Raw genomic sequence first — 21,165 nt, forward strand, 5'->3', positions numbered from 1 at the left:
CGGCCGAGGCGACCGCCGGCGTGCAGTCATCGGCGCCACCCAAGCGGCAGGGCCGCGGGGTGGGCGGGAAGATGCTTGTGGCTGGTGGGCTTGGTGAGTCCGGCGACGAAGAACGCCGCCGGCCTCACTCTCACCGTGGCCAAGGTCGAGCGCACGCGCCACTTCACCCGCGTCGAGGTGACCATCAAGAACAACACGGAGTCGTCGTCGATCACGCTACCGCTGTTCGAGAACTGCGTGTTCAGCGCCGCCGACGGTACGACGCTGAAGGCGGACGACTTCCGCAGTCAGTGGTCACAGACCGTCCCACCAGGTGCGTTCCAGCGTGGCACGATCACCTTCCCGGGCCATCTGCCGGATACGGCGACGCAGGCGAGGCTGAGCTTCAGCCACATCTTCGGCACCTTCGAGGCGACTGCGATCTCGGTGACCGGGATCCGCCTGTTCAGGCCTTGAAGACGTCCGCGAACCAGTCTAGTTGGGCTTCTTGTTGGTAGGTTTGGCCGCCTTCGTGGTTGTTGTGGGGGTAGATCTTGATGTCTTTGGGGACGTCGGGGGCGGTGTCGGTGCCGTAGGAGTTGTAGGCGGCGAAGACGGTGGAGGGTGGGCAGGTCTGGTCCATCAGGCCGACGGAGAAGAGGGTGGGGGCGGAGGCCAGGCGGCCGAGGTTGACGCCGTCGAAGTAGCTGAGGGTGCGGTACGCCGGTTCGGCGTGGTCGCGGAAACCCTTCAGGTACCGGGTGATCTCGCCGTACGGGTCCTTGTCGGTGATCTGTACGGCGCGCCGGAAGTGGCACAGGAACGGTACGTCGGGGGCGCAGCCGACCAGGTTGATCCCGGCCAGTCCGGCCAGGCCCGCTGCGGCGATGGAGATGCCGCCGCCTTGGCTGCCGCCGGTGACGATGATCTTGTCCGGGTCGACCAGCGGGGACGTTCGGACGGCCTCGAGCGCGCGTACGGCGTCCACGTAGACGCGCCGGTAGTAGTAGGTCTCCGGGTTGGTGATGCCGGCGGTCATGAAGCCCGGGGAGTGGTTGAGACCGGCGTACGCGCTGTCGTCCGGCGTACCGCTCCCGCCGCCGGCGTTGTAGCCCTGGCCGCGGGTGTCCATCACGAAGTGGGCGTAGCCGGCCTGCGCCCACAGAGTGGTGGAGTGGGGGAAGCCGCGGCCGCCGGAGTAGCCGTAGTACTGGACGACGGTCGGCAGGGGTCCGGATGCGCCCGCTGGGACGTGCAGCCAGCCCTTGATCGGCGTACCGCCGAAGCCTGCGTACGTTACGTCGTACGTGGTGATGACGGCCAGCTTGTTGTCCACCTCGGTGAAGGTGGCGGCGAGGTCGTCGCTGCGCGTCTTCTCGATGGAGGAGCGCCAGAACTCACGGAAGTCGTCGGGCACGGCCACCTCGGGCCGGTAGTCACGCAGCTGGTCCAGGGGCAGATCGAACATGGCCATGGGCAACCAATTTAAGGCACTCCCGGCCGAACGGCGCTCTCAGTGTCCGAAGCTGGACAGGTCGAGGCGCATCAGGATCCGGGGGTGGCCGGCCAGGACCGAGGTGGTGTCGGCGGCCTTGGTGAAGCCGGCGCGCTCGAAGTTCTTGCGGAGCCCGGCGTACGCCATGGTCAGGTCGACCTTGGCGTCGCCGTTGTCGAGGGGGTACGCCTCGATCGCCGGGGCGCCGCGGTCGCGGGCGAACTCAACCGCGCCGGTGATGAGCGCGTGTGAGATGCCCTGCTTCCGATGACCCGGGCGGACGCGGATGCACCACAGCGACCAGACGGGCAGGTCGTCGATATGCGGGATCTTGCGGTTGCGGGCGAAGGACGTCTCGGAGCGGGGTGCGACCGCGGCCCAGCCGACCGGCTCGTCGCCGTCGTACGCGAGGACGCCTGGCGGCGGTTCCGCAGCGCAGAGGTTGGCGACGTACTCACCGCGGGCCGGGCCGTGCAGCTCGTTGTTGAGCTTGGACGGGATCCGGTAACTCAGGCACCAGCAGACATTCGAGGTCGGCGACTTCGGCCCCAGCACCGCCCGCACATCCTCGAAGACCGAAGCCGGCCGAACGTCGATGCTCACCCCACCACGATGTCAGACGATGCCGACGGCGTCGAAGGCCCTCTCGATCGCGGCGATCTTACGAGCGCGCTCGTCCGGATCCAGTCCCCGGAACAGGCTTCGGGCGCTGGCGACGACGGCACGGCGGCTGTCGATGAATTGCGAGGTACGGGACAACCGCTGCGACAGCGCGAGGTAGAACACGGCGACGACCTCGACCGGAGTCAGGACCAGGTCGCCGTTGCCGTCCTCGGTGGTGAACATGAGGAAGGCGACCTTGTTGTGGATGCCGCTGTTCTTGTGTACGCCGCCCCAGTCGCCCTTGCGCGTGAAGGGCAGGACCAGGAAGCCGTCCATGTGGTCGGGCTGCCCGAAGCGAGGCGGATCCGAGAGATCGCGGAAGGGCCTGTCGTCCTTCTTGAGTTTCTCGCCCAGCAGCCAGTCCCATTCGCGCGGGTCGTCCTTGCCGGCGTTGGCGACGGCGGTGCCGAAGATGTCGGAGTATGACTCGTTCAGCGCGCCGGACTGGAAGGCGTACTCCAGCCGCGCGGTGTGGTCGGTGACGCCGTGGAACATCTCGTGCGCGACCACGTCGACGTTGGCCGACAGCGACCGCAGCAGCCCATCGGTACGACGTACCTGGCCGTAGACCATCTGCCGTCGGTTCCAGAAGGCGTTGACCCACTCCTGCGGGCCGGTGCTGTCCTCCTCGACGACACAGTTGATGGTCGAAATCATCGCCCCACCGCGGCCGTCGATGTTGTCCCGTAGCAGCACGGTGCGAAGGAACTCCGACACGGCCACCGCGTTCGCATGCGCGCTGACCGCGGCCGGTGTCCAGGCCGGCGGGTTGGCGACGGCATCACCGGGCAGCTTGGCCGCGTCGACTTTCGGATCGCCGAAGAGGAAGTCATGAGTCTCGATGTTGTGCGTCGGGTCGAACATCACGAGGCGACCGCCTTGGCGGGACACGGGGAACGTCCGGGAGACGTCGAAGGAGTCGACCGCTGTCGCCTCCTCGGCCGCCATGCTCGGCGTACGGGGAAGGATCGTCACGACCTGCCCGTCATGCGCGTCGACGACGTAATCGACGAACCGAGGTGGCTCGAGGCTGTCGTCTCCCTCCCCTGCCGGTTCGGCGTCCCGGTCCAGCTTCACCGGCACGTCCTCGAGGATGTAGACCAGCCGCCAGTCAGATGCTTTGACGTCGAAGTAATAGTTCAGCCGAGGCACGACGCCGGTCAGGTCCGGCTGGTAGCCGTCCGGCGCAGCGTCGGCGGCCGTCAGCGCGTCGGCGGGCGAGACCTTCGCGACCGGATCAACTCCCTCGGGCTCGCCGGTCGCGACGTCGATGCCGACCAGGCTGTTGTCCTCATCGAGCTCGACCGTCACCAGCGAGCCGTAGACCGGAATGTCGTGCACGATCTGCCGGAACTTCACCGTGCGCGTCCCGGTGAGCGGGACCGTCTCGGTACCGATCGTCTTGAACTGTGCGCCGTCGTCCGCCGGCGCGGTGAGCGACGGCACCGAGTCACTGACGACCGCCTGGTCGAGGAATCGGCGGGCCGCTGTTTCCGGATCGACGTCACCCTCCGGTACGACGCCGGCGTAGGCCGCCCGCTCCTCGGTCAGTTGCTCGATCGCCCCCGAGGACGACTCGTCGGCGGTATGCACGGAGAAAGTGATCAGGCCGTTGCCGGTCTCGCTGGGCATTTCGGTACGTCCTTTCGATTACGGTACGGCGAACTCGGCCGCGACCAGATGCAAAGCGTGCAGCGGGTGAGGAGATACGTGGAATCCAACGGAAGCAGCGGTTTTGCGCTCTTCGGCGTTCTCTCCGACGTACACACAACGAGCCGTCGGCAACGAGGCACGTTGCGCGGCGAGTTTGAAGAAGGCGGGCTGGGACTTGTCCATGCCCTCGATCGAGCTGAACAGGCACAACTCGGCATCGACGAGCTCCGACAGCCCCGCATCGTCGAGCACTTTCGTCAACGTGGCCGCGGTTTCGTTGCCGGTGTTGGAGATCAGGCCCAGCGCGGCGTCGTCGTCCCGCAGCCGCGCCAGCACCTCGGGCACGAACGGATACACCTCGAGCCCGGAAAGATGACCACCCTCGACAACCGCAGTCGCCAACGTGTCACCGATATCGAAGAAAACCGCCGGCCGCATGTCTCCCCCTAGCAGCCGCGATTCAGGTCCCCACCCCGCGGCTCAATCGAGCGTCTCACCAGCCATGCCGACTCGCAAGACCGACTGCCCAATGAGGCAATTCGTCAAATGTCGAGGAGGAGGGCGCGGTGGTCGGAGACTTCGGGGGTGGTGAGGACTTCGAAATGCTTGATTGCGGTGGGGTCGGAGATGAGGAGGTAGCTGGCGTGGCGGGTGGGTTTGGGGTACGACGAGGTGCGGGTGTCGGTGGTGCCGACCAGGTCGGTGAGGCCTAGGTCGGACAGGACCTTGAAGGTGTCGCTGTCCGGCAGGAGGTTCAGGTCGCCGCAGACGATGGTGAGGTCGCCTGGGGAGCCGACTCGCTCGATGAGGGTGGCGAGGTGGTCGGCCTGGGACTTTCGGGCTGGGGTGTCGTGTTTCCCGGCGGGGTCGCGAAGGCCGTGCAGCTGGACCACAGTGACGAAGCGGTTCGCAGACCGGTCGATGACACGAGCCGCCAGCGCCACCCGCGGCCTGTCCTCGATCGCCCAGTCCTCGTGATCCACGAACTCGCCGTGGACGAACTCGCTGTCGACGCCGATGAGCGGGAGGTTGTCGGTGACGTACGTCGCGATGCCGAAGTCCTGGTGGTGCCGGCGTCCCGACTCGAGCGTGACCGGGCCGGCGTCGCTCGCGATGAACAGTCCCTGATGCGCGGGCAGCACCGATCGCACATCGTCGTACAGGTTCGCCCGCTGCGGCAGCGACCGCTCCCCGTCGTCGAACCGCGTCCAGCCGGACACTCCCGGCGTACGCGTCACCTCTTGGAGACAGACGACGTCCGCGCCGATCTCCCCGAGCCATGGCGCCAGTACGTCGTACATCGCGCCGCCCCAAGCATTCACCGAGACGATCCGCATAGCGCCCTACCCTAACGAGTGCCAGTGCGTGAGTTTGTCCGGGTTGAGGACGATCCAGACGGCGGTGATGTGAGCGCCGGCGATGGTGAGGCTGATGACTGCGACCGCTTGGCCGGTGTGGCGGAGGACCAGGCCGGTGTGGCCGTTGACGGCTTCGGCGGTCAGGTCAGTGCCTGGCCGGCGAGCGAGCAGGGTTGCGACGAAGCGGGCGACGTTGTCCGCGCCCTCCAACGGTTGCCTCGGGGCAACGACCTTTCCACCCCCGTCCGTGACCGCGATCGCGTCCTCGGCGAGTGTCCTCCTGACCGCAGCGAGATCACCCGCTGTGCAGGACAGCGCGAACCGTCGTACGAGCGCCTCATCCAAGGGTTCTGCCGATCTTGGCGGGGTTCATCATCCACAGCACCTGGTCGATGCCCTCGGCCGAGGCGTTGACAGTGCAGACTGCGAAGGCAACTCCGTCCTTGTGCAGAACCGCCACCGCCTGCCCGTTCGCCGTACCGAAGTCGACCTCGACGCCGGCCCAGAACCGCTCCGCGAACGCCTTGTGGTACTTCGCCACCCGCTGTACGCCGACCACCGGGAAGCGAGAGGCACGGACGGCGCCGCCACCGTCGGAGTAGCTGATCACGTCGTCGGCCAGCAGCTGCTCGAGCGCCGCGAGATCGCCAGTGCGAGCCGCCGCGACGAAAGCGACAAGCAGTTTCCGCTGCTCAACAGACGTCACCGGCTGACGGCGATCGGCGACGATGCGCTTGCGGGCCCGGCTGACCAGTTGCCGCGTAGCCGCTTCGCTGGCCTGGAGGATGCCGGCGATCTGGCTGTACGGGTAGTCGAACGCCTCCCGCAAGATGTACGCCGCTCGCTCGGTGGGTGAGAGCCTTTCCAGCACAAGCAGTACGGCAAAGCCCAGCGCCTCATCCCGTTCTGCACCGAGGTGGGGATCGGCGCTGGTGTCGACCGGTTCGGGAAGCCACGGCCCGATGTACGTCTCACGCCGTACGCGCGCCGACTGCGTCGCGTTGATCGCGAGTCGCGTGATGGCGGTCGCCAGGTAGGCGGCGGGGTTGGTGACCACGCTGCGGTCGCTGGTCTGCCAGCGCAGCCAGACGTCCTGCACCAGATCCTCGGCCTCGGCCACGCTGCCGAGCATCCGGTACGCGATGCCGAACAGCCGCGGTCGCACCTCCGCGAAGACCGCCGCAGCGTGTTCGAGGTCCTCCATCTACTCGCTTTCTTCCATCGCTTGCACCGCACCGAGCAGATTCTGCAGACCGGCTTCCTCACGCTGAACGTCGGTCGGATCGTACCGCCACTCCTCCACCGGCAGTACGACGTCCTGCTCGGGAGAACTCGACTCGGCCAGGGTCAGATCGGCCTCCACCTCGACCTCCAGCTCCCGCAGAAAGTCGTCACTCGTCATCGTCGTCTCCCATCGCTGAACACAGCCCGGTCGACAGCTAAGACCGGACAGCCCACCGCGTTGTGACAGGCCTGGCGTCACAAATCAGCCCGCTGCACTGTCTCAGGTGGCAAGAGATCAGGGAAGGAGCGAGACAAGTGCCCGACTCAGCGATCCGGATCCGCGTCCGGATGACCGCGCGTCCGATCGACGAACCACACCGGGTGGCCAGCCAGCTCGAGCTGTTGTTCGACCTCACCTTCGTGGTCGCGGTCGCCGCTGTCACCGCCCAGTTCGCGCACGACATCGCCGATGCGCACGCGCTCGACGCCCTGTTGCCCTTCCTGCAGGTGTTCTTCGCGATCTGGTGGGCCTGGATGAACTTCACCTGGTTCGCCTCGTCGTACGACACCGACGACGTCGCGTACCGCCTGCTGACGATGTTGCAGATGGGCGGTGTGCTCGTACTCGCGGCCGGCGTACCAGCAGCTGCGGGCCACTCCGACTATCGCGCGGTCGCGCTCGGCTACCTGATCATGCGGGCCGGTCTGGTCTCCCAATGGATCCGCGCCGGCGTCGAGGATCCCGAGCGGCGTCGTACGGCGTTCCGTTACGCGGGAGGCATCGCCGTCCTGCAGCTCGGCTGGGTCCTGTGGCTGCTCGTCCCGGCCGCTCTCGGACTGGCGGTCTTCCTCGTGCTCGTCGTACTCGAACTGGCGGTCCCGCGATGGGCGGAGCGGTCCGGAGCGACGAACTGGCATCCGCATCACATCGCCGAGCGGTACGGCCTGTTCACGATCATCCTGCTCGGCGAGAGCGTGCTGGCCGCGACGACCGCCGTCCAGCGAGTCGTCGAGTCGGCCCACGTCAGCGCGGAACTCGTCACCGTCGCCGCCTGCGGCCTGATCCTGCTCTTCTCCCTCTGGTGGCTCTATTTCCTCCACCCAGCCGGCCATGGCCTCACCGAGAACCGCCACCGCTCGTACCGCTGGGGCTACGGCCATTACGCCCTGTTCGGCGCACTAGCCGCCCTCGGCGCCGGCCTCGAAGTCACCGTCGAACAAACCGGCCACCACCTCCCAGCCTCCCCCACCGCAGTCGGCTACGCGGTCGCCATCCCCATCGCCGCCTACTTCATCTCCCTCTGGACCGTCCACACCGCTATCTCCACAACCCCTCTCGGCCCGCTGCCCACAATCACCGCCGCCGCCCTCGTCCTGCTCGTCCCGCTGACCACCCCATGGACCACCCCGCCCATCACGATCGCAGCCCTCACAACCATCTGCGTCGCACTGACCCTCATCACCACGATGACCCGGAGTAATCGGCGTGTCGCGTGCTGGACCCGAGTTGTCCCCGCGGGGCTCGGTGGCTAATGTCGCAAGTGCCGCGGGAGCTCGCACCGGAGCGGGCTGAGAGGGCGACTGCCATGGGTGTCGCCGACCGCTGAACCTGAATCGGGTAATTCCGGCGTAGGGAGGACGCGGATGAACAACGTGTGGGTCAACGGCGAGGCGAAGACGGTGCCACCGGATCAGCCGGTCGCCGAACTGGTCCGCGAGTACTCCGATCGTGAGACCGGGATCGCGGTCGCCGTCAACCAGAACGTCCTGACCAGGTCCGAATGGGCCGGTACGACGCTGGCCGACGGCGATCGGGTGGAGATCGTCAGCGCGGTCCAGGGTGGTTGAGACCATGGACGACCCACTGGAGATCGCCGGCCACACCTACACGTCACGCCTGATCATGGGCACCGGCGGCTCGGCCAACCTGGAAGTGATGGAAGAGGCATTGATTGCCTCCGGCACCCAACTCACCACGGTCGCGATGCGCCGGCTCGGCACCGGCCACGAAGGCTCGATCCTCGATGTGCTCAAGCGCAACGGGATCGCCGTACTGCCGAACACCGCCGGCTGCCACACGGCGGCGGAAGCGGTACTCACGGCGCGGCTTGCGCGGGAGGCCCTGGAGACCGACCTGATCAAGGTCGAGGTGGTCGCCGACGACCACCTCCTGCTGCCCGATCCGATCGAGTTGCTGGACGCCGTCGACACGCTCGTCGCCGACGGATTCACCGTGCTGCCTTACACCAATGACGATCCGATCCTGGCGCGCCGGCTGGAGCAGGCGGGTTGTGCGGCGGTGATGCCGCTGGCCGCGCCGATCGGTTCCGCACTGGGCATCCGCAATCCGCACAACCTCGCGCTGATCGCCGAGGCAGCGAACGTCCCGGTCATCGTCGACGCCGGCATCGGTACGGCGAGCGACGCAGCCCTGGCGATGGAGCTCGGCTGCGACGCCGTCATGCTCGCCACTCCAGTCACCCGGGCCGAGAAGCCGGCTCTGATGGCAGCCGCGATGCGCGACGCCGTCAACGCCGGCCGAGCCGCCCGCCTGGCCGGCCGAGTCCCCCGCCGCTGGCACTCAGCCCTGGCATCCTCCCCAGTCACCGGCCTGCCAACATACGACGGCAGCTGACTCAGCCGAGGAATTCCTCGACGGTCGTCACACGTCCGAGCAGCTTCGCTGTCGCCGCCGGGTCCACCGAGACCGGATGCGAACCGAGCCAACGCCACATCGTGGTCAGGTCTTTGCCGACGAACCGTTCGAAGAGCCGGACCGGCATCGGGAATCCGCGTGGTCGCCGCCCCCGCACGAGCTGCCAGGCACGACGGCACTCGTCGATCGAGCGGAACTCGGCCGCGAGCGGCAGCTCCGCGCCGACGAAGCCGGCAGGTTCGCCGAACGCGCGGGCCGCGATTGCCCCGAGGTCGTCGACAGCCAGCCAGGGGATCTGCGTCCGATCGCCGGCCAGCTTGGGCATCACGTGCCAGACCGAGACGGGTGGGTAGAAATCCTTGTCCGTCATGAGTTCCATGAACGCCATCGGCCGGAGCACCGTCAAAGGAACCTCCAGCGAGCGCAGGTAGTCGGCGATGATCAGCTTCGACTCCCACGAGTCGACACCGGTACCACGCAAGCCCGGTCCGGCCGACCCATAGACAACGTGTTGTACGGCGGCAGCCCTGGCCGCGTCGGCGACGTTCTTCCCCTGCCGCACCTCGCCGTCATGCCCGGCGATCATCGGGTTCTGCACGCTGTAGACGCCGTACGCACCCTCGAACACGCGGATCAACGAATCCGTGTCCGCCATGTCGCATTGAGCGACAACTGCGCCGGCCTTCCGCAAGGCCTCGCCGGCGTCAGAGTCAGGGGTACGGGTCAACGCACGCACCTGCCAGCCGTCGGTCAGCAGGTGGCGCGCGACCGCGCCGCCCTGACGACCTGTTGCCCCCAGCACCGCGATGACCCCGTCATGCTCCATGCCACGCCCCCTTCCACCAGGCTAGGACTGCTGAAGCCTCCCGGCCAGATCCGGAGCCTCGGCGAGATCGATGGAGCGGTCAAGCAACAGCGCGGTCAGGGAAAGCGGAAGGTCCTGGTCTGGTTGGAGGGCTAGGGCGCTTTGCCAGGCCAGGGCGGGGCCGGCGCCGACGTAGTCGGTTGAGCGAAGGAACCACGGGCGTACGTCGGCTGAGGACTGAACCAGCAGCAGAGTCGTGACAGAGTCGCCGCGTTGCTGGACGAAAGCCAGCCAAGGACTGACAGAGCCATAAGCCGCGTCGGTGCCCTCACCGGCCTCGCTCAAAACAACCGTCGTCTCCGCCGAGGGCAGGCGCCAGAAGATCCCGCCGTACCCGGCACCTGGGCGGCCAGCGGTGGCCGGGCTGTCGATGCGGATGGGGCCGTAGCGTGCGGTGAGGACGCTGTGCCAGTCGAGGCGCCAGCCGCCTTCGGCCAACGCACCCGTCAGTTGCCGGCGTTCCACCAGTTGCGGGCGGCCCTGTTCGTCGTACCAGGTGATGTCGTCGGTGAGTGAGTTGCCGGCGTCGTGGTCGACCGTGACGCCGCGGCTGCGTTGCTGGCCGTGGTTCGTGAGCAGGGTCGGGCCGCGTCCGGGGAGGAATGTGCGACCACCCCAGTGGGAGGTTCCGTTGACTCCGGCAACGGCCAGCGAGACGCCGTAGTGGTGCCGGTGGTCGACCGGGCTGACCTCCGTCAGCGGGTGGCCGGCGAGCGTGCGTACAGGATGCAGATACGGCCGCGGCGAGTGCACCTGCGGCATCCGGCGTCCGAACTCGTAGTGCGCAAGGAGTCCGGAATCATTGCCGAGCACAAAGATGTCACCCTGCTGCTGCCAGCGCACCGGCCCGACCCGCCCGGACGGCGCGTCACTCAGCAATCTTGTTGCCTGCGGCACCGGTCCGGTACTCGCGCGCAACGCCAATCGCAGCTCCGGTACGCCGTCGACCTCAGCCTCTGACCCCGCGATCTCGGCGTACAACCGCCGCCACGCCAACTCACCCAGCCCCTGCTGCGGAACCCGCACAGTGGTCAGCGACGGTACGGCGAACCGCGACAACCCGATGTCGTCCATGCCGGCCACGGACAGATCAGCCGGTACGGCGACGCCGACCTCGTTGAGCCGGGCAAGCAAACCGAACGCGACCAGATCGTTGAAGGCGACAACGGCCGTCACATGCGACTCGAGCACCTTCTCGACGGCGCCGTACCCGTCCTCGATCGACGATCCACAAGGGATCCGGACGATCTCGAGCGCGGGGATCTCACGCTCGGCGATCTCCAGCGACCGCAGCCGGTCGGTGTTCGACGCACTGCCCACCGGCCCGGCCAGATACGCGAGCCGCCGATGCCCGAGGCCGACGAGATGGTCGACCACCGTCCGCACCGCACGGCCGAAGTCGACGCCGACCGAGGCGACTTCGGGCGGGCCCTGGCGGTTGACCAGGATCACCGGCTTCACCTGCGGCAGCAGCTCGAGCAGGCTGTCCTCCGCCAGCCGCGGCGACACCATGATCAAGGCGTCGCACCGCCGCCGGGCCTCCACTGCGATGTCCGCCTCGGCGGTCGGATCCTCGTCGGTCTCGGCGACCAGTACGCGATAACCAGCCGCCGCGGACGCGTTCGTGATACCGCGCAGGATCTGCTGGAACAACGGGTTCCCGAGGTCCGGGACGACCAGCGCGACCATGTTCGTCCGGCCGAGAGACAGGCTGCGGGCCAGGTCGCTGGGCCGGTAGTTCAACCGGTCGGCGGCGGCACGGACGCGTTCGGCGATCTCGGGCGCGACGGTGACGCGCCCGTTCATCACGCGCGACACGGTCGCCCGCGACACCTCCGCCGCCCGCGCGACATCGGCGATCGTGATCGAGTCCTTCGGAGTCCTACCCATCAAGCCGTCTCTCGCTCAGTGACCCGGACTGGGCCGAACACTGCCCCGCCACCCTCCATCGTGCCTTGCGGCGCCGCGGCGAACAGCCCCACCTCGGCCCCGATCCAGCGTCCCTCGACAGCCTGGAAAGTCCCGGCTTCCACCCACTCACCCCCCGCCCGGTAGGAGAACCGCACGACCGCATTCTCATCCACCTCGGCCGCCAATTCGACGTACGGCGTCTCCAACTGAGCCTGATGCAGGAGCTCCTCGTCCGACGTGTCGCGTTCCCGCAGTACGACGTCGACGCCGGCGGGCGTGCGATGCAGGCCGATCCACGCATACGTCTGGCCGAGTACGACGAGGCCGGCGCGAGCACCCGGGCCGCCACCATCGAGACGGACCGAAGTCTCGAAGCGGCGGTGGTGGCCAGGCAACTGCTGGCCGAGAACCTGCGGAAGATTCCGCAGATTGCCGTCGTCGTCCGGGAGCACGGCCAAGCGCAGTTGGCCGTCCTTCGGGGCGTCGTACCAGTCCGGCTGCGGGTTCGCCTGCCAGTGCCACATCGGTGACAGCTCCGGGCCTTCGAAGGCGTCGGCGCGCTCGGGCTCACGCTGCTCACCTTCCGGCAAGGCATGTCGCAGGACCGGCTCGCCCTCCGCACCGATCACCGGCCAGCCGTCAACCCACTTCATCGGTTGCAGGTGGACGACGCGACCCGCCGGACCCCGATCGGAGAAATGCAGGAACCAGTCCTCGCCCTCGGGCGTGTCCACCCACGCACCCTGATGCGGCCCGTTGACCGGCGTCGACCCTTGCGCCAGTACGACCCGATCCTCGTACGGCCCGTACGGCGACGACGCGCGGAACACCGACTGCCAGCCGGTCGTCACCCCGCCGGCAGGCGCGAAGATCCAGTAGTAGCCGTCCCGCTTGTAGAACTTCGGCCCCTCGAGCGTTGTGTACCCGGGCAGCAGGTCTCCGTCGATGACCGTACGCCCGGGCCCGATCACCTGGTCCAGTTCGGGCGAGACCTCGCGAACGGTGAGCCGGTTCTTGATGCCGGCCCGGCTCTTCGCCCAGCCGTGGACGAGATAGCAGCGCCCGTCGTCGTCCCACAACGGGCAGGGATCGATCAGACCGCGACCGGGCAGCAGCAATCGCGGCTCGGACCAGACTCCGGCGGGATCCTTGGCGGTGAGCACGAACAGACCGTGATCCGGATCGGGGTAGACGATCCAGAAGCGCTCGTCGTGGTACCTGATGCTCGGCGCCCACACGCCACCGCCGTGCCGCGGGATCCGGAAGTGCTCGACCGGTGGGACCTCACGCAGGGCGTGGTTGACCAGCGTCCACGAAATGAGGTCGCGCGAATGCAGGACCGGAAGCCCTGGCGCCCGGTTGAAACTCGACGCGATCAGCCAGTAGTCGTCCCCGACGCGGACCGCGTCCGGATCCGGCCAGTCGGCGTCGAGTACCGGGTTCGCATACATCAAGCCCTCCATCGGTCAGTCCATGGAAAACGCCTTCCGAACTCTAGGCGAGTCCGGGGCATTGTGTTACTTTCTCACGAAGAAACCGGTTTCTCAAACCATCTGGCGTGGAGAGAAGGTCAATGATGAGGCGCACGAGTTGGCTCCGGGCCGCCGCGGCCGCGGTAGCGGTCACCCTCACCATCGCGGGTTGCGCGGGCCCGACGAGCGGTGGCGGGGACGCGGCGGCGAGCAACCCCGACGACTGGGGTGAGGCGAAGGGCACGGTCCAGTTCTGGGACACCAACGCCAATCCGGCGCTGACCAAGAAGTGGCAGAAACTGATCGGCGACTTCAACGCCGCCAACCCCGACATCAAGGTCGAGTACGTCGGCCTGCCCAACTCGTCGTACCTGCAGAAGGTCGACAACGCGCTGGCCTCCGGCGAGATCCCCGACGTACTGCTGATCGGCAACGACGTCGCGCACCTGATCGCGCAGAACGCGCTGGTGTCGCTCGATGACGCGTACGAGAAGTCCGGCCTGACCGGGAAGATCGACGCCGGCATGCTCAAACTCGAGCGGCAGAACTCGGCCGATTCCAAGCTCTACAAGGCACCGTTAAGCGCACTGTCCGATGTGATCTGGTACCGGACCGACTGGCTCAAGCAGAAGGGTCTGGCCGAGCCGAAGACCTACGACGAGTTCTTCGAGCTGACCCAGAAGCTGACCGAGAAGGACAAGAACCGGTTCGGGTTCGCGTTCCGCGGCGGGCCGGGGTCGATGCCGCCGATGTTCGCGATGACGTACGGCCAGGCGGGAATCGGCAAGTTCTTCACCGACGACGGCAAGGCGACCTTCAACTCGCCGGAGGCGGTCAAGGCGCTCGAGCGGTACGTCGGTCTGTACGGCACGGTCAGCGCACCGGCCGACCTGTCCAACGACTACGCCAAGATCGTCGCCGCGTTCGACGGCGGCTCGGCCTGGGCGACGCACCACAACCTCGGCTCGACTCAGGACCACTTCAAGGCGCTCGGCCCGTCGAACGTGGCCGGGGTGCAGCCGTTCCCGAACGCCGACGGGGTGATCACGGCGACCGCGCCGGCCATCTCCGGCCTCGGCATCCTGGCGAAGAGCCAGAAGAAGGCGGCGGCCTGGAAGTTCGTCGAGTACCTGAGTACGACGGCCAACTCGGAGTGGTGCGAAGCCGTCGGCCAGGTACCCGCCAACACTGAGGCCGCGAAGGCGCCCTGGGTGCAGGAGTCCCAGCCGCTGAAGGCGATCGTCGAGACGTCGAAGAACCCGAAGACGCAGTACTTGCAGCTACCGACGTACCTGCCGGACTGGAGCAAGATCCTGAAGACCGAGATGGAACCCGACTTCCAGAAGGTCCTCCAGAAGCAACTCACCGCCCAGTCCTTCGCCGACAAGTACGCCGCCCGCTTCGAGCAGGCCAAGAAGGAATACGACTCGTCGCTCAAGGGCGGCAAGTAGCCCCCTCGTCCGACGTTTGACGACGGACAGTGACGACCAAGCTAGAAACCGGTTTCTCTCTGCATAGGAGACCTCTCATGCCGCCCAGCATTCGTCGTACGGCGCCGCTCCTGGCGGCCGGCGCCGTACTTCTCAGCCTCGTCGCGGCGCCGTCCGCGACCGCACAACCCACACCTGACAACGTCGATCCGTCGCGTCAGACCCTCGCAGCCGGTGACGGCTGGGCCTCCGAAGGCTCCGGTACGACGGGAGGCGCCGCCGCGAAGAACGTCATCCGGGTCCGGACCCCGGCTGAGCTGCGGCAAGCCGTCGCCGGCGACCAGCCGAAGATCGTGCAGGTCGCCGGCCTCATCGACGCGAACACGACCGAGGACGGCCGGCGCATACCCTGCGAGCAGTACGCCGTCGCGCCGTACACGCTCGCGGACTATCTGGCGACGTACGATCCGGCGCGCTGGACAGGTCCGGCGAGCGGGCCGATGGAAGACGCGCGGAAGGCGTCGAACAACCGGCAGCGTGAGCAGGTCCAGGTCGACATCGGTGCGAACACCACGCTGATCGGCGTCGGCCGCGCACACCTCGTCGGCTTCTCGCTGAACATCGATCGGGTCGACAACGTCATCGTCCGGAACCTGCGGATCTCCGACGCATACGACTGCTTCCCCGTCTGGAACGGCGAGACCTGGAAGACCGAGTGGGACAACCTCGTGGTCAGCGGCGGGACGCATGTCTGGCTGGACCATCTCACCCTCGACGACGGGGACACCGTCGACGCCGAGCAGCCGCGCTACTTCGGCGAACTGTTCCTGCGCCACGACGGCCTGCTCGACGTGGTCCGTCAGGCCGACCTGGTGACGATCTCCTGGAGCAAGCTCAGCGGTCACGACAAGTCGATGCTGTGGGGCAACGGTGACACCGTCGTCGCCGACCGCGGCAAGATTCGCGTGACCCTGCACCACAACGAATTCACCGACCTGGTCCAGCGGGCGCCCCGCGTCCGCTTCGGCCAGGTGAACGTCTACAACAACCTCTATCGCGTCACGGATCCGAGCCACTACGAGTACTCCTGGGGCGTGGGCGTCGAGTCGTCGATCACTGCCCGCGAGAACTGGTTCGAGTTGACAGCCGGTGTGACGCCGGACCGCATCATCCACAACTGGGGCGGTACCGGCATCTCGGAGTCCGGCAGTTGGGTCAACGGCCGCAAGACCGCCGTACTGGATGCCTACAACGCCGCGCATCCCGAAGCTCCGCTGCTCTCCACGGTCACTGGCAGCGCCGGACCGCATCTGACGATCTACCCCGCACCGAGCGTCCCCGCCCTGGTCGGCGCGTGGGCCGGCGCGGGCCGACTGGACTGAGAGGACGACCTTCATGAACCGAACCGCCCTCCTGACGCACGTCCGCCGGTGCCTGGCCGTCGGTGGACTCTCCCTCACACTGGTCGCCGCCCTGGTGCCGGCATCCAGCGCCGCCCCGACATCCCTTGCCGGCAACCCGACCCAGATCCGCACCGAGGCGGAGTTGCTCGCACTCATGGGCGCACCCGCCACCACGACCGTGGACGGTCCGGTGTGGTCGGCCGGCGCGACCGGCATGGCCTCCATCCCGACCGCCGAGTCGCCCGACGGCACTACCGGCGGCCTCGGCGGCCGGACCGTCACGGCCGGCACCGCCGAGGAGCTGACCCAGTACGCCGCGCAGCCCGGCCCGCTGATCATCGTCGTCCGCGGCAGTCTCCGGATCCCCTTCGGCACACAGGTTCCGGTCGCCTCGGACAAGACCATCGTCGGTGCCGGCGAAACGGCCGAGCTCGTCGGCGGCGGCCTGTTCCTCAACAGCACCCACAATGTGGTCGTCCGGAACCTGCGGATCCGCGACTCCTACATCCCCGGCGATTGGGACGGCAAGCGCAGCGACAACGACAACGACGGCGTCCGGCTCGACACCGCGCACCATGTCTGGATCGACCACGTCACCTTCGAACGGCTCGGTGACGGCCTGGTCGACGTACGCAAGGACTCGGACTACGTCACGTTGTCGTGGAACGTGTTCAGCGCGCACAACAAGGCCGTAGGCGTCGGCTGGACACCCAACGTGGTGACCAAGCTGACCCTGCACCACAACTGGTTCTCGAACACCTACCAGCGCAACGCGAGCATCGACAACGTCGAGGCAGCGCACGTCTACAACAACTGGTTTCGAGGCATCGGCCAGTACGGCACGATGTCCCGGGGCGCCTCCAAGGTGGTGGCCGAGAGCAACTACTACTCCGACGGCGAGGATCCGATCGTCGCCAAGGACCCCGCGTCGCAGATCGTCAACCGCGGCAACATCTTCACCAACATCCGCGGCCGGCGCGACAACGTCGGTACGGCGTTCGACCCCGCGACGTACTACTCCTCGACTCCGGATCCCGCGAGCTCGGTGCCCTCGATCGTCGGTGCATACGCCGGTCCCACCACGAGGGCTCGCACGTACGGGCAGACGGTGACGGTCGCGCTCGACGGCACCGGTGACTTCGCCAGCATCAGCGCGGCGGTGGCGACGGTCGGCGGCCGACCGGCCACGATCATCGTCAAGCCGGGCGTGTACCGGGAGGTCGTGCGGATCTGGGGCTATCAGGACGACCTGACCATCCGTGGTGCGACCGGCAACCCGGCAGACGTCGTACTGACCTACGAGCTCGCCGCCGGACAGGAGAAGTTCTACGGCGGGACGTTCGGCGCGACAGGTTCGGCCACGCTGGGGATTCTCGGCGACGACGTCACCGTCGAGGACATCACCGTCCAGAACGGCTGGGACGAGCAGGCGAACTTCCCCAGCCAGGCGCTCGCATTGCGCACCGCAGGCGACCGGATCCGGCTCGACAACGTCCGGCTGCTGGGCAACCAGGACACACTGCTCCTAGACACACCGAGTCGTGAGGCGCGCGCCCGTACCTGGATCACCGACTCTTTCATCCAGGGTGATGTCGACTTCATCTACGGCCGCGGTACGGCGGTCATCACGGACAGCACGATCAAGTCGATGGATCGCGGTCAAGCGGTCAACGGGTACGTCACCGCGGCCGCGACGATCGACAGCAACCCGTACGGCTTCCTGATCGAACACAGCCGGTTCGAGTCGGACGCGGCCCCCGGCACGGTCTTCCTCGGCCGGCCGTGGCACCCGAACAACGATCCCGGAGCCGACCCGCTCGTGGTGGTGCGGGACTCCTGGCTGGGCGCCCACATCGGTACACCGGCCTGGTCGGACATGAGCGGCTGGTCGTGGCGGGATGCGCGCTTCGCGGAGTACCACAACACGGGCCCGGGCGCCGCTTCCGGGGACGGCCGGCCGCAGCTGACCGACGCCGAAGCAGCCAGCGCCGACCGCTCCGCCTGGCTGGCCGGAACCGACGGGTGGAACCCCGTCGACCGCGACTGATCTCGCAGCAATCACCAAGGAGAATCCACGATGGCAGTTCTGCAGGCTGATCCCGCGCCGCCGGTCGAGGCGGTCCGCCGGCGACCGCGGGAGCGGTGGACGCCGTACGCGCTGCTGGCGCCGACGCTGGTGCTCGTCGCCGTCTTCCTGCTGTATCCCATCGGCAGTGTCGTGTACTACTCGCTGTTCAAGTACAACGTCACCAAGCCGCGCAGCAACGGCTTCATCGGCCTCGAGAACTACCAGAACATGCTGAGCGACCAGCTGTTCTGGGACTCGCTGCGCTTCACCACCCAATGGGTCGTCGTCGAGGTGGGGCTCCAGCTGGTGCTGGGGCTCGGCCTGGCCCTCGTCATCAACGAGACGTTCGTGGGCCGGAGTCTTGCCAGGTCGCTGGTGTTCTCGCCGTGGGCCGTCGCGGGTGTGCTCACGACGACGATCTGGTTGCTCATCTACAGCCCGACGACCGGATTCTCCCGCTATCTGGCCGACATCGGCATCGGCAGCTACGGCGAGAGTCCCTTGATCGACAGCACTTCTGCCTTCTGGGCCGCCGTACTGGCAGAGCTGTGGCGTGGGGTGCCGTTCTTCGCGATTCTCCTGCTCGCTGATCTGCAGACGATCTCGCAGGATCTCTACGAGGCCGCGGAAGTGGATGGTGCGGGCCGGATGCAACGGTTCTGGTCCGTGACGCTGCCGCACCTGCGCAACGCGATCGTCCTGTCGACGCTGCTCCGGGCGGTGTGGGAGTTCAACAACGTGGATCTGCTCTACACGCTGACCGGCGGCGGTCCGGGCAACTCGACGATGACGTTGCCGTTGTACGTCGCCCGGATGGCGGTCGACGCGAAGGAGTTCGGCTACGGTTCCGCCCTGACCGTATCCGCGTTCCTGATCCTGGCGATCTTCTCGATCGCCTACCTCAAACTCTCCCGCGTCGGCCGAGAGGGACAATCATGACGACTCTCGTTGAAGCTCCGGCGGCCTCCGAGCGTACGACGGTCAATCGTCCACCAAGCCGCCGTACCGATCCGAACCACCGGCGGGCGCCGCGGTGGATGATCTACACCCCGCTCGCGCTCTACCTGCTCTTCACCCTGGTCCCCTTCTACTGGATCCTGCTCTTCAGCCTCCGCCCAGCCGGGTCGACCTCGGTGATCCCGTGGCCGATCACCTTCGAGCACTACAAGACGGTCTGGGACGGCGCCGGCTTCGCGGTCTTCTTCAAGAACTCGGTCGTCATCGCCCTGTTCACCCTCTTCGGTACGACGATTCTGTCGCTGCTCGGCGGTTATGCGCTGGCCCGGTTCCGGTTCCGCGGCCGGGGTGCGTTCATGGTGATGACGTTGTGCACGCAGTTCATTCCGGGCGCGATGATGCTGATCCCGCTGTTCGACATCTTCCGGACGATCGGGCTGATCAACACACCGTGGAGCATCGTCGTCGCGGACACCGTGTTCGGGCTGCCGCTCTCGCTGATCATGATGGCCGGGTTCATCCGGAACATCCCGATCGAACTGGAGGAAGCGTCCTGGGTGGACGGTTGCGGCCGGCTGCGCGGGTTCCTCACCGTCGTGCTGCCGTTGCTGCGGCCCGGCATGGTCGCGATCAGCTCGTTCGCGTTCATCGGGTCGTGGAACAACTTCCTCTTCGCGCTGATGTTCCTCAACGACCAGGACCAGTTCACCATTCCGGTCGGGCTCAGCTACATGCTCGGCGAGTACAGCGTCGACTTCGGCGCGCTGGCGGCGGGTGGCGTCGTGGCCGTCGTACCGGTCGTGCTTGTCTTTGCCTATGTGCAGAAGTTCCTGGTCCAGGGTCTGTCGGCGGGAGCGGTGAAGGGGTGAGACCGACGGCGTTGGGCGGGTACGACGACTGGCCGGACTTCGTCCGCGATGCGTCGCCGCTGACCGGGGACGAACTCACCACGAGAGTCGCCGAGCTTCTCGGCGTACCCGAGCCGCCGTCGGCTCCGGCCGTGCGGATTGTCGACGATTGGCAATCCGACGATGTCCACGGGAGCTTGCTCGAGTGGAACACGCCGTTCGGACCGCCGACCCGTGCGTGGCTGCTGCGGCCCCGGGAGGGATCGGGTGCCGCGTTGCTCGGGCTGCATTGCCATGCGGGGGTGAAGTCGATCGGTGCTGAGCGGCTGGTCGAGACCCCTGAGCCGACTGCGGGTGCGGTCAGGCTGCGAAGTAGCTTTTACCAGGACCGTGCCGTGGCGAACGCGTTGGCGCGCGCGGGATTCGTCGTACTGTGTCATGACACGTTCGCGTGGGGTTCGCGCCGGTTCGGGTTCGACCCATTGCCGTGGCGGTTGCGGGACGTGATGGCGACGTACGAGGCCGCGTGGCTGGCGGCGGACCACTCCCCGGCCGATGACGAGTGGTACGACGTCGCGGCCGGCCATCACGAGAACACGATCGCGAAGGCAGCCGGCCTGCTCGGTACGTCGTTCGCCGGGATGGTCGCGTACGACGACCTGGTGGCGCTGAGCGTGCTGCGCGGGCTCGACGGGGTGGGTCCGGATCGGATAGGTGTCTTCGGCTTCTCCGGCGGCGGTGCCCGGTCGGCGACTCTGACCGCGCTCGATCCGGGCATCAAAGCGTCGGCGATCGTCTGCATGATGACCACGTTCGACGCACTCCTTCCGGCATACTTCGATGCCCACACCTGGATGTTCACGAGCCCCGGCCTGGCCCGTCACCTCGACTTCCCGTCCCTCACCGCCGGCCGCGCCCGCCATCACCAACTGGTCCTCTACGCCGAAGACGACGAACTCTTCCCACCCCAAGGCATGCTCACCGCCGACCGCGAACTCACCGAACACTTCCATTACGGCCCCGGCACCTACCAGAGCATCTTCCTCCCGGGCCCCCACCGCTTCGACACCGAAATGCAGGACTTGGTGAAGACCTTCTTCGAATCCAGTCTGATGGGGTCCGTGCGTACCTAAGGACGGGTAGTAGTCGATCGCCGGGAGGGGCTGCCCTCGTGGAACCGCTG

21 protein-coding genes and 1 riboswitch are annotated in these 21,165 nt (G+C 67.2%); of the genes, 10 read left to right on the top strand and 11 right to left on the bottom strand.

Features of this window, described 5'->3' with window-relative positions:
- The first annotated feature begins 93 nt into the window (after window positions 1-93).
- Window positions 94-456: a hypothetical protein gene (locus EV646_RS40380; protein ID WP_241996441.1), complete on the top strand. Its 363-nt coding sequence runs from the start codon at window positions 94-96 to the stop codon at window positions 454-456.
- Here the strand turns inward: EV646_RS40380 and EV646_RS31235 are convergent.
- From EV646_RS31235 to EV646_RS31270, 8 genes are all read right to left on the bottom strand, one after another.
- The gene (locus EV646_RS31235; RefSeq protein WP_132154985.1) at window positions 446-1,453 is read right to left on the bottom strand and encodes an acetylxylan esterase; all 1,008 of its coding nucleotides are present in this window, start codon (window positions 1,451-1,453) and stop codon (window positions 446-448) included. The genes EV646_RS40380 and EV646_RS31235 overlap by 11 nt on opposite strands.
- Window positions 1,454-1,492: 39 nt before the next feature.
- Window positions 1,493-2,077, bottom strand: coding sequence for a GNAT family N-acetyltransferase (locus EV646_RS31240; protein ID WP_132154987.1), 585 nt, complete (start codon window positions 2,075-2,077; stop codon window positions 1,493-1,495).
- Between the two features lie 12 nt (window positions 2,078-2,089).
- Window positions 2,090-3,769 (bottom strand): M4 family metallopeptidase, encoded by a 1,680-nt coding sequence (locus EV646_RS31245; RefSeq protein WP_132154989.1) that lies wholly within the window; start codon window positions 3,767-3,769, stop codon window positions 2,090-2,092.
- A gap of 18 nt (window positions 3,770-3,787) precedes the next feature.
- Window positions 3,788-4,228 (bottom strand): HAD family hydrolase, encoded by a 441-nt coding sequence (locus EV646_RS31250; RefSeq protein WP_132154992.1) that lies wholly within the window; start codon window positions 4,226-4,228, stop codon window positions 3,788-3,790.
- A gap of 104 nt (window positions 4,229-4,332) precedes the next feature.
- Complete coding sequence (locus EV646_RS31255) at window positions 4,333-5,127, bottom strand: endonuclease/exonuclease/phosphatase family protein (protein WP_132154994.1); 795 nt, start codon at window positions 5,125-5,127, stop codon at window positions 4,333-4,335.
- A 6-nt stretch (window positions 5,128-5,133) separates the two neighbouring features.
- Complete coding sequence (locus EV646_RS31260) at window positions 5,134-5,493, bottom strand: sigma-70 family RNA polymerase sigma factor family protein (RefSeq protein WP_132154996.1); 360 nt, start codon at window positions 5,491-5,493, stop codon at window positions 5,134-5,136.
- Window positions 5,486-6,352 (bottom strand): RNA polymerase sigma-70 factor, encoded by an 867-nt coding sequence (locus EV646_RS31265; protein ID WP_132154998.1) that lies wholly within the window; start codon window positions 6,350-6,352, stop codon window positions 5,486-5,488. The genes EV646_RS31260 and EV646_RS31265 overlap by 8 nt, the downstream gene beginning before the upstream one ends.
- On the bottom strand, window positions 6,353-6,550 hold the full coding sequence (locus EV646_RS31270; RefSeq protein ID WP_132155000.1) for a hypothetical protein: 198 nt from the start codon (window positions 6,548-6,550) through the stop codon (window positions 6,353-6,355).
- Between the two features lie 137 nt (window positions 6,551-6,687).
- On the opposite strand from EV646_RS31270, the gene EV646_RS31275 reads away from it, so the two are divergent.
- From EV646_RS31275 to EV646_RS31285, 3 genes are all read left to right on the top strand, one after another.
- Entirely contained in the window at window positions 6,688-7,905 is a 1,218-nt protein-coding gene (locus tag EV646_RS31275; RefSeq protein WP_241996442.1) for a low temperature requirement protein A, read from the top strand.
- A 3-nt stretch (window positions 7,906-7,908) separates the two neighbouring features.
- Window positions 7,909-8,026, top strand: a riboswitch (TPP riboswitch).
- A complete protein-coding gene (thiS, locus tag EV646_RS31280; protein ID WP_132155002.1) occupies window positions 8,017-8,220 on the top strand; it encodes a sulfur carrier protein ThiS in 204 nt (67 codons plus the stop codon). (Overlaps the previous riboswitch by 10 nt.)
- Before the next feature lie 4 nt (window positions 8,221-8,224).
- Window positions 8,225-9,007 (top strand): thiazole synthase, encoded by a 783-nt coding sequence (locus EV646_RS31285; protein WP_132155004.1) that lies wholly within the window; start codon window positions 8,225-8,227, stop codon window positions 9,005-9,007.
- 1 nt (window position 9,008) lies between these two features.
- Here EV646_RS31285 and EV646_RS31290 read toward each other — a convergent pair whose 3' ends face one another.
- The 3 genes from EV646_RS31290 to EV646_RS31300 are packed head-to-tail and all read right to left on the bottom strand — an operon-like array spanning window position 9,009 to window position 13,255.
- The gene (locus EV646_RS31290) at window positions 9,009-9,854 is read right to left on the bottom strand and encodes an NmrA/HSCARG family protein (protein ID WP_132155006.1); all 846 of its coding nucleotides are present in this window, start codon (window positions 9,852-9,854) and stop codon (window positions 9,009-9,011) included.
- 21 nt (window positions 9,855-9,875) lie between these two features.
- The gene (locus EV646_RS31295) at window positions 9,876-11,783 is read right to left on the bottom strand and encodes a DUF6807 family protein (protein WP_132155008.1); all 1,908 of its coding nucleotides are present in this window, start codon (window positions 11,781-11,783) and stop codon (window positions 9,876-9,878) included.
- Window positions 11,783-13,255 carry a glycoside hydrolase family 43 protein gene (locus tag EV646_RS31300; RefSeq protein WP_199237292.1) on the bottom strand — a complete coding sequence of 491 codons (1,473 nt, stop codon included), beginning with the start codon at window positions 13,253-13,255 and terminating at the stop codon, window positions 11,783-11,785. Before EV646_RS31300 ends, EV646_RS31295 begins: the two co-directional genes overlap by 1 nt.
- Window positions 13,256-13,380: 125 nt before the next feature.
- On the opposite strand from EV646_RS31300, the gene EV646_RS31305 reads away from it, so the two are divergent.
- From EV646_RS31305 to EV646_RS31330, 6 genes are all read left to right on the top strand, one after another.
- The gene (locus EV646_RS31305; RefSeq protein ID WP_158291059.1) at window positions 13,381-14,727 is read left to right on the top strand and encodes an ABC transporter substrate-binding protein; all 1,347 of its coding nucleotides are present in this window, start codon (window positions 13,381-13,383) and stop codon (window positions 14,725-14,727) included.
- Window positions 14,728-14,804: 77 nt separating this feature from the next.
- Window positions 14,805-16,088 carry a pectate lyase family protein gene (locus EV646_RS31310; protein ID WP_132155014.1) on the top strand — a complete coding sequence of 428 codons (1,284 nt, stop codon included), beginning with the start codon at window positions 14,805-14,807 and terminating at the stop codon, window positions 16,086-16,088.
- Window positions 16,089-16,101: 13 nt separating this feature from the next.
- Complete coding sequence (locus EV646_RS31315) at window positions 16,102-18,156, top strand: pectinesterase family protein (protein ID WP_132155016.1); 2,055 nt, start codon at window positions 16,102-16,104, stop codon at window positions 18,154-18,156.
- Between the two features lie 30 nt (window positions 18,157-18,186).
- Window positions 18,187-19,116 carry a carbohydrate ABC transporter permease gene (locus EV646_RS31320; protein WP_132155018.1) on the top strand — a complete coding sequence of 310 codons (930 nt, stop codon included), beginning with the start codon at window positions 18,187-18,189 and terminating at the stop codon, window positions 19,114-19,116.
- Window positions 19,113-20,003 (top strand): carbohydrate ABC transporter permease, encoded by an 891-nt coding sequence (locus EV646_RS31325; RefSeq protein WP_132155020.1) that lies wholly within the window; start codon window positions 19,113-19,115, stop codon window positions 20,001-20,003. The genes EV646_RS31320 and EV646_RS31325 overlap by 4 nt, the downstream gene beginning before the upstream one ends.
- Window positions 20,000-21,115, top strand: a complete 1,116-nt coding sequence (locus EV646_RS31330; RefSeq protein ID WP_132155022.1) for a dienelactone hydrolase family protein — start codon at window positions 20,000-20,002, stop codon at window positions 21,113-21,115. Before EV646_RS31325 ends, EV646_RS31330 begins: the two co-directional genes overlap by 4 nt.
- Window positions 21,116-21,165: the final 50 nt, after the last annotated feature.

Source organism: Kribbella antiqua, assembly GCF_004345665.1.
Lineage (GTDB): Bacteria > Actinomycetota > Actinomycetes > Propionibacteriales > Kribbellaceae > Kribbella > Kribbella antiqua.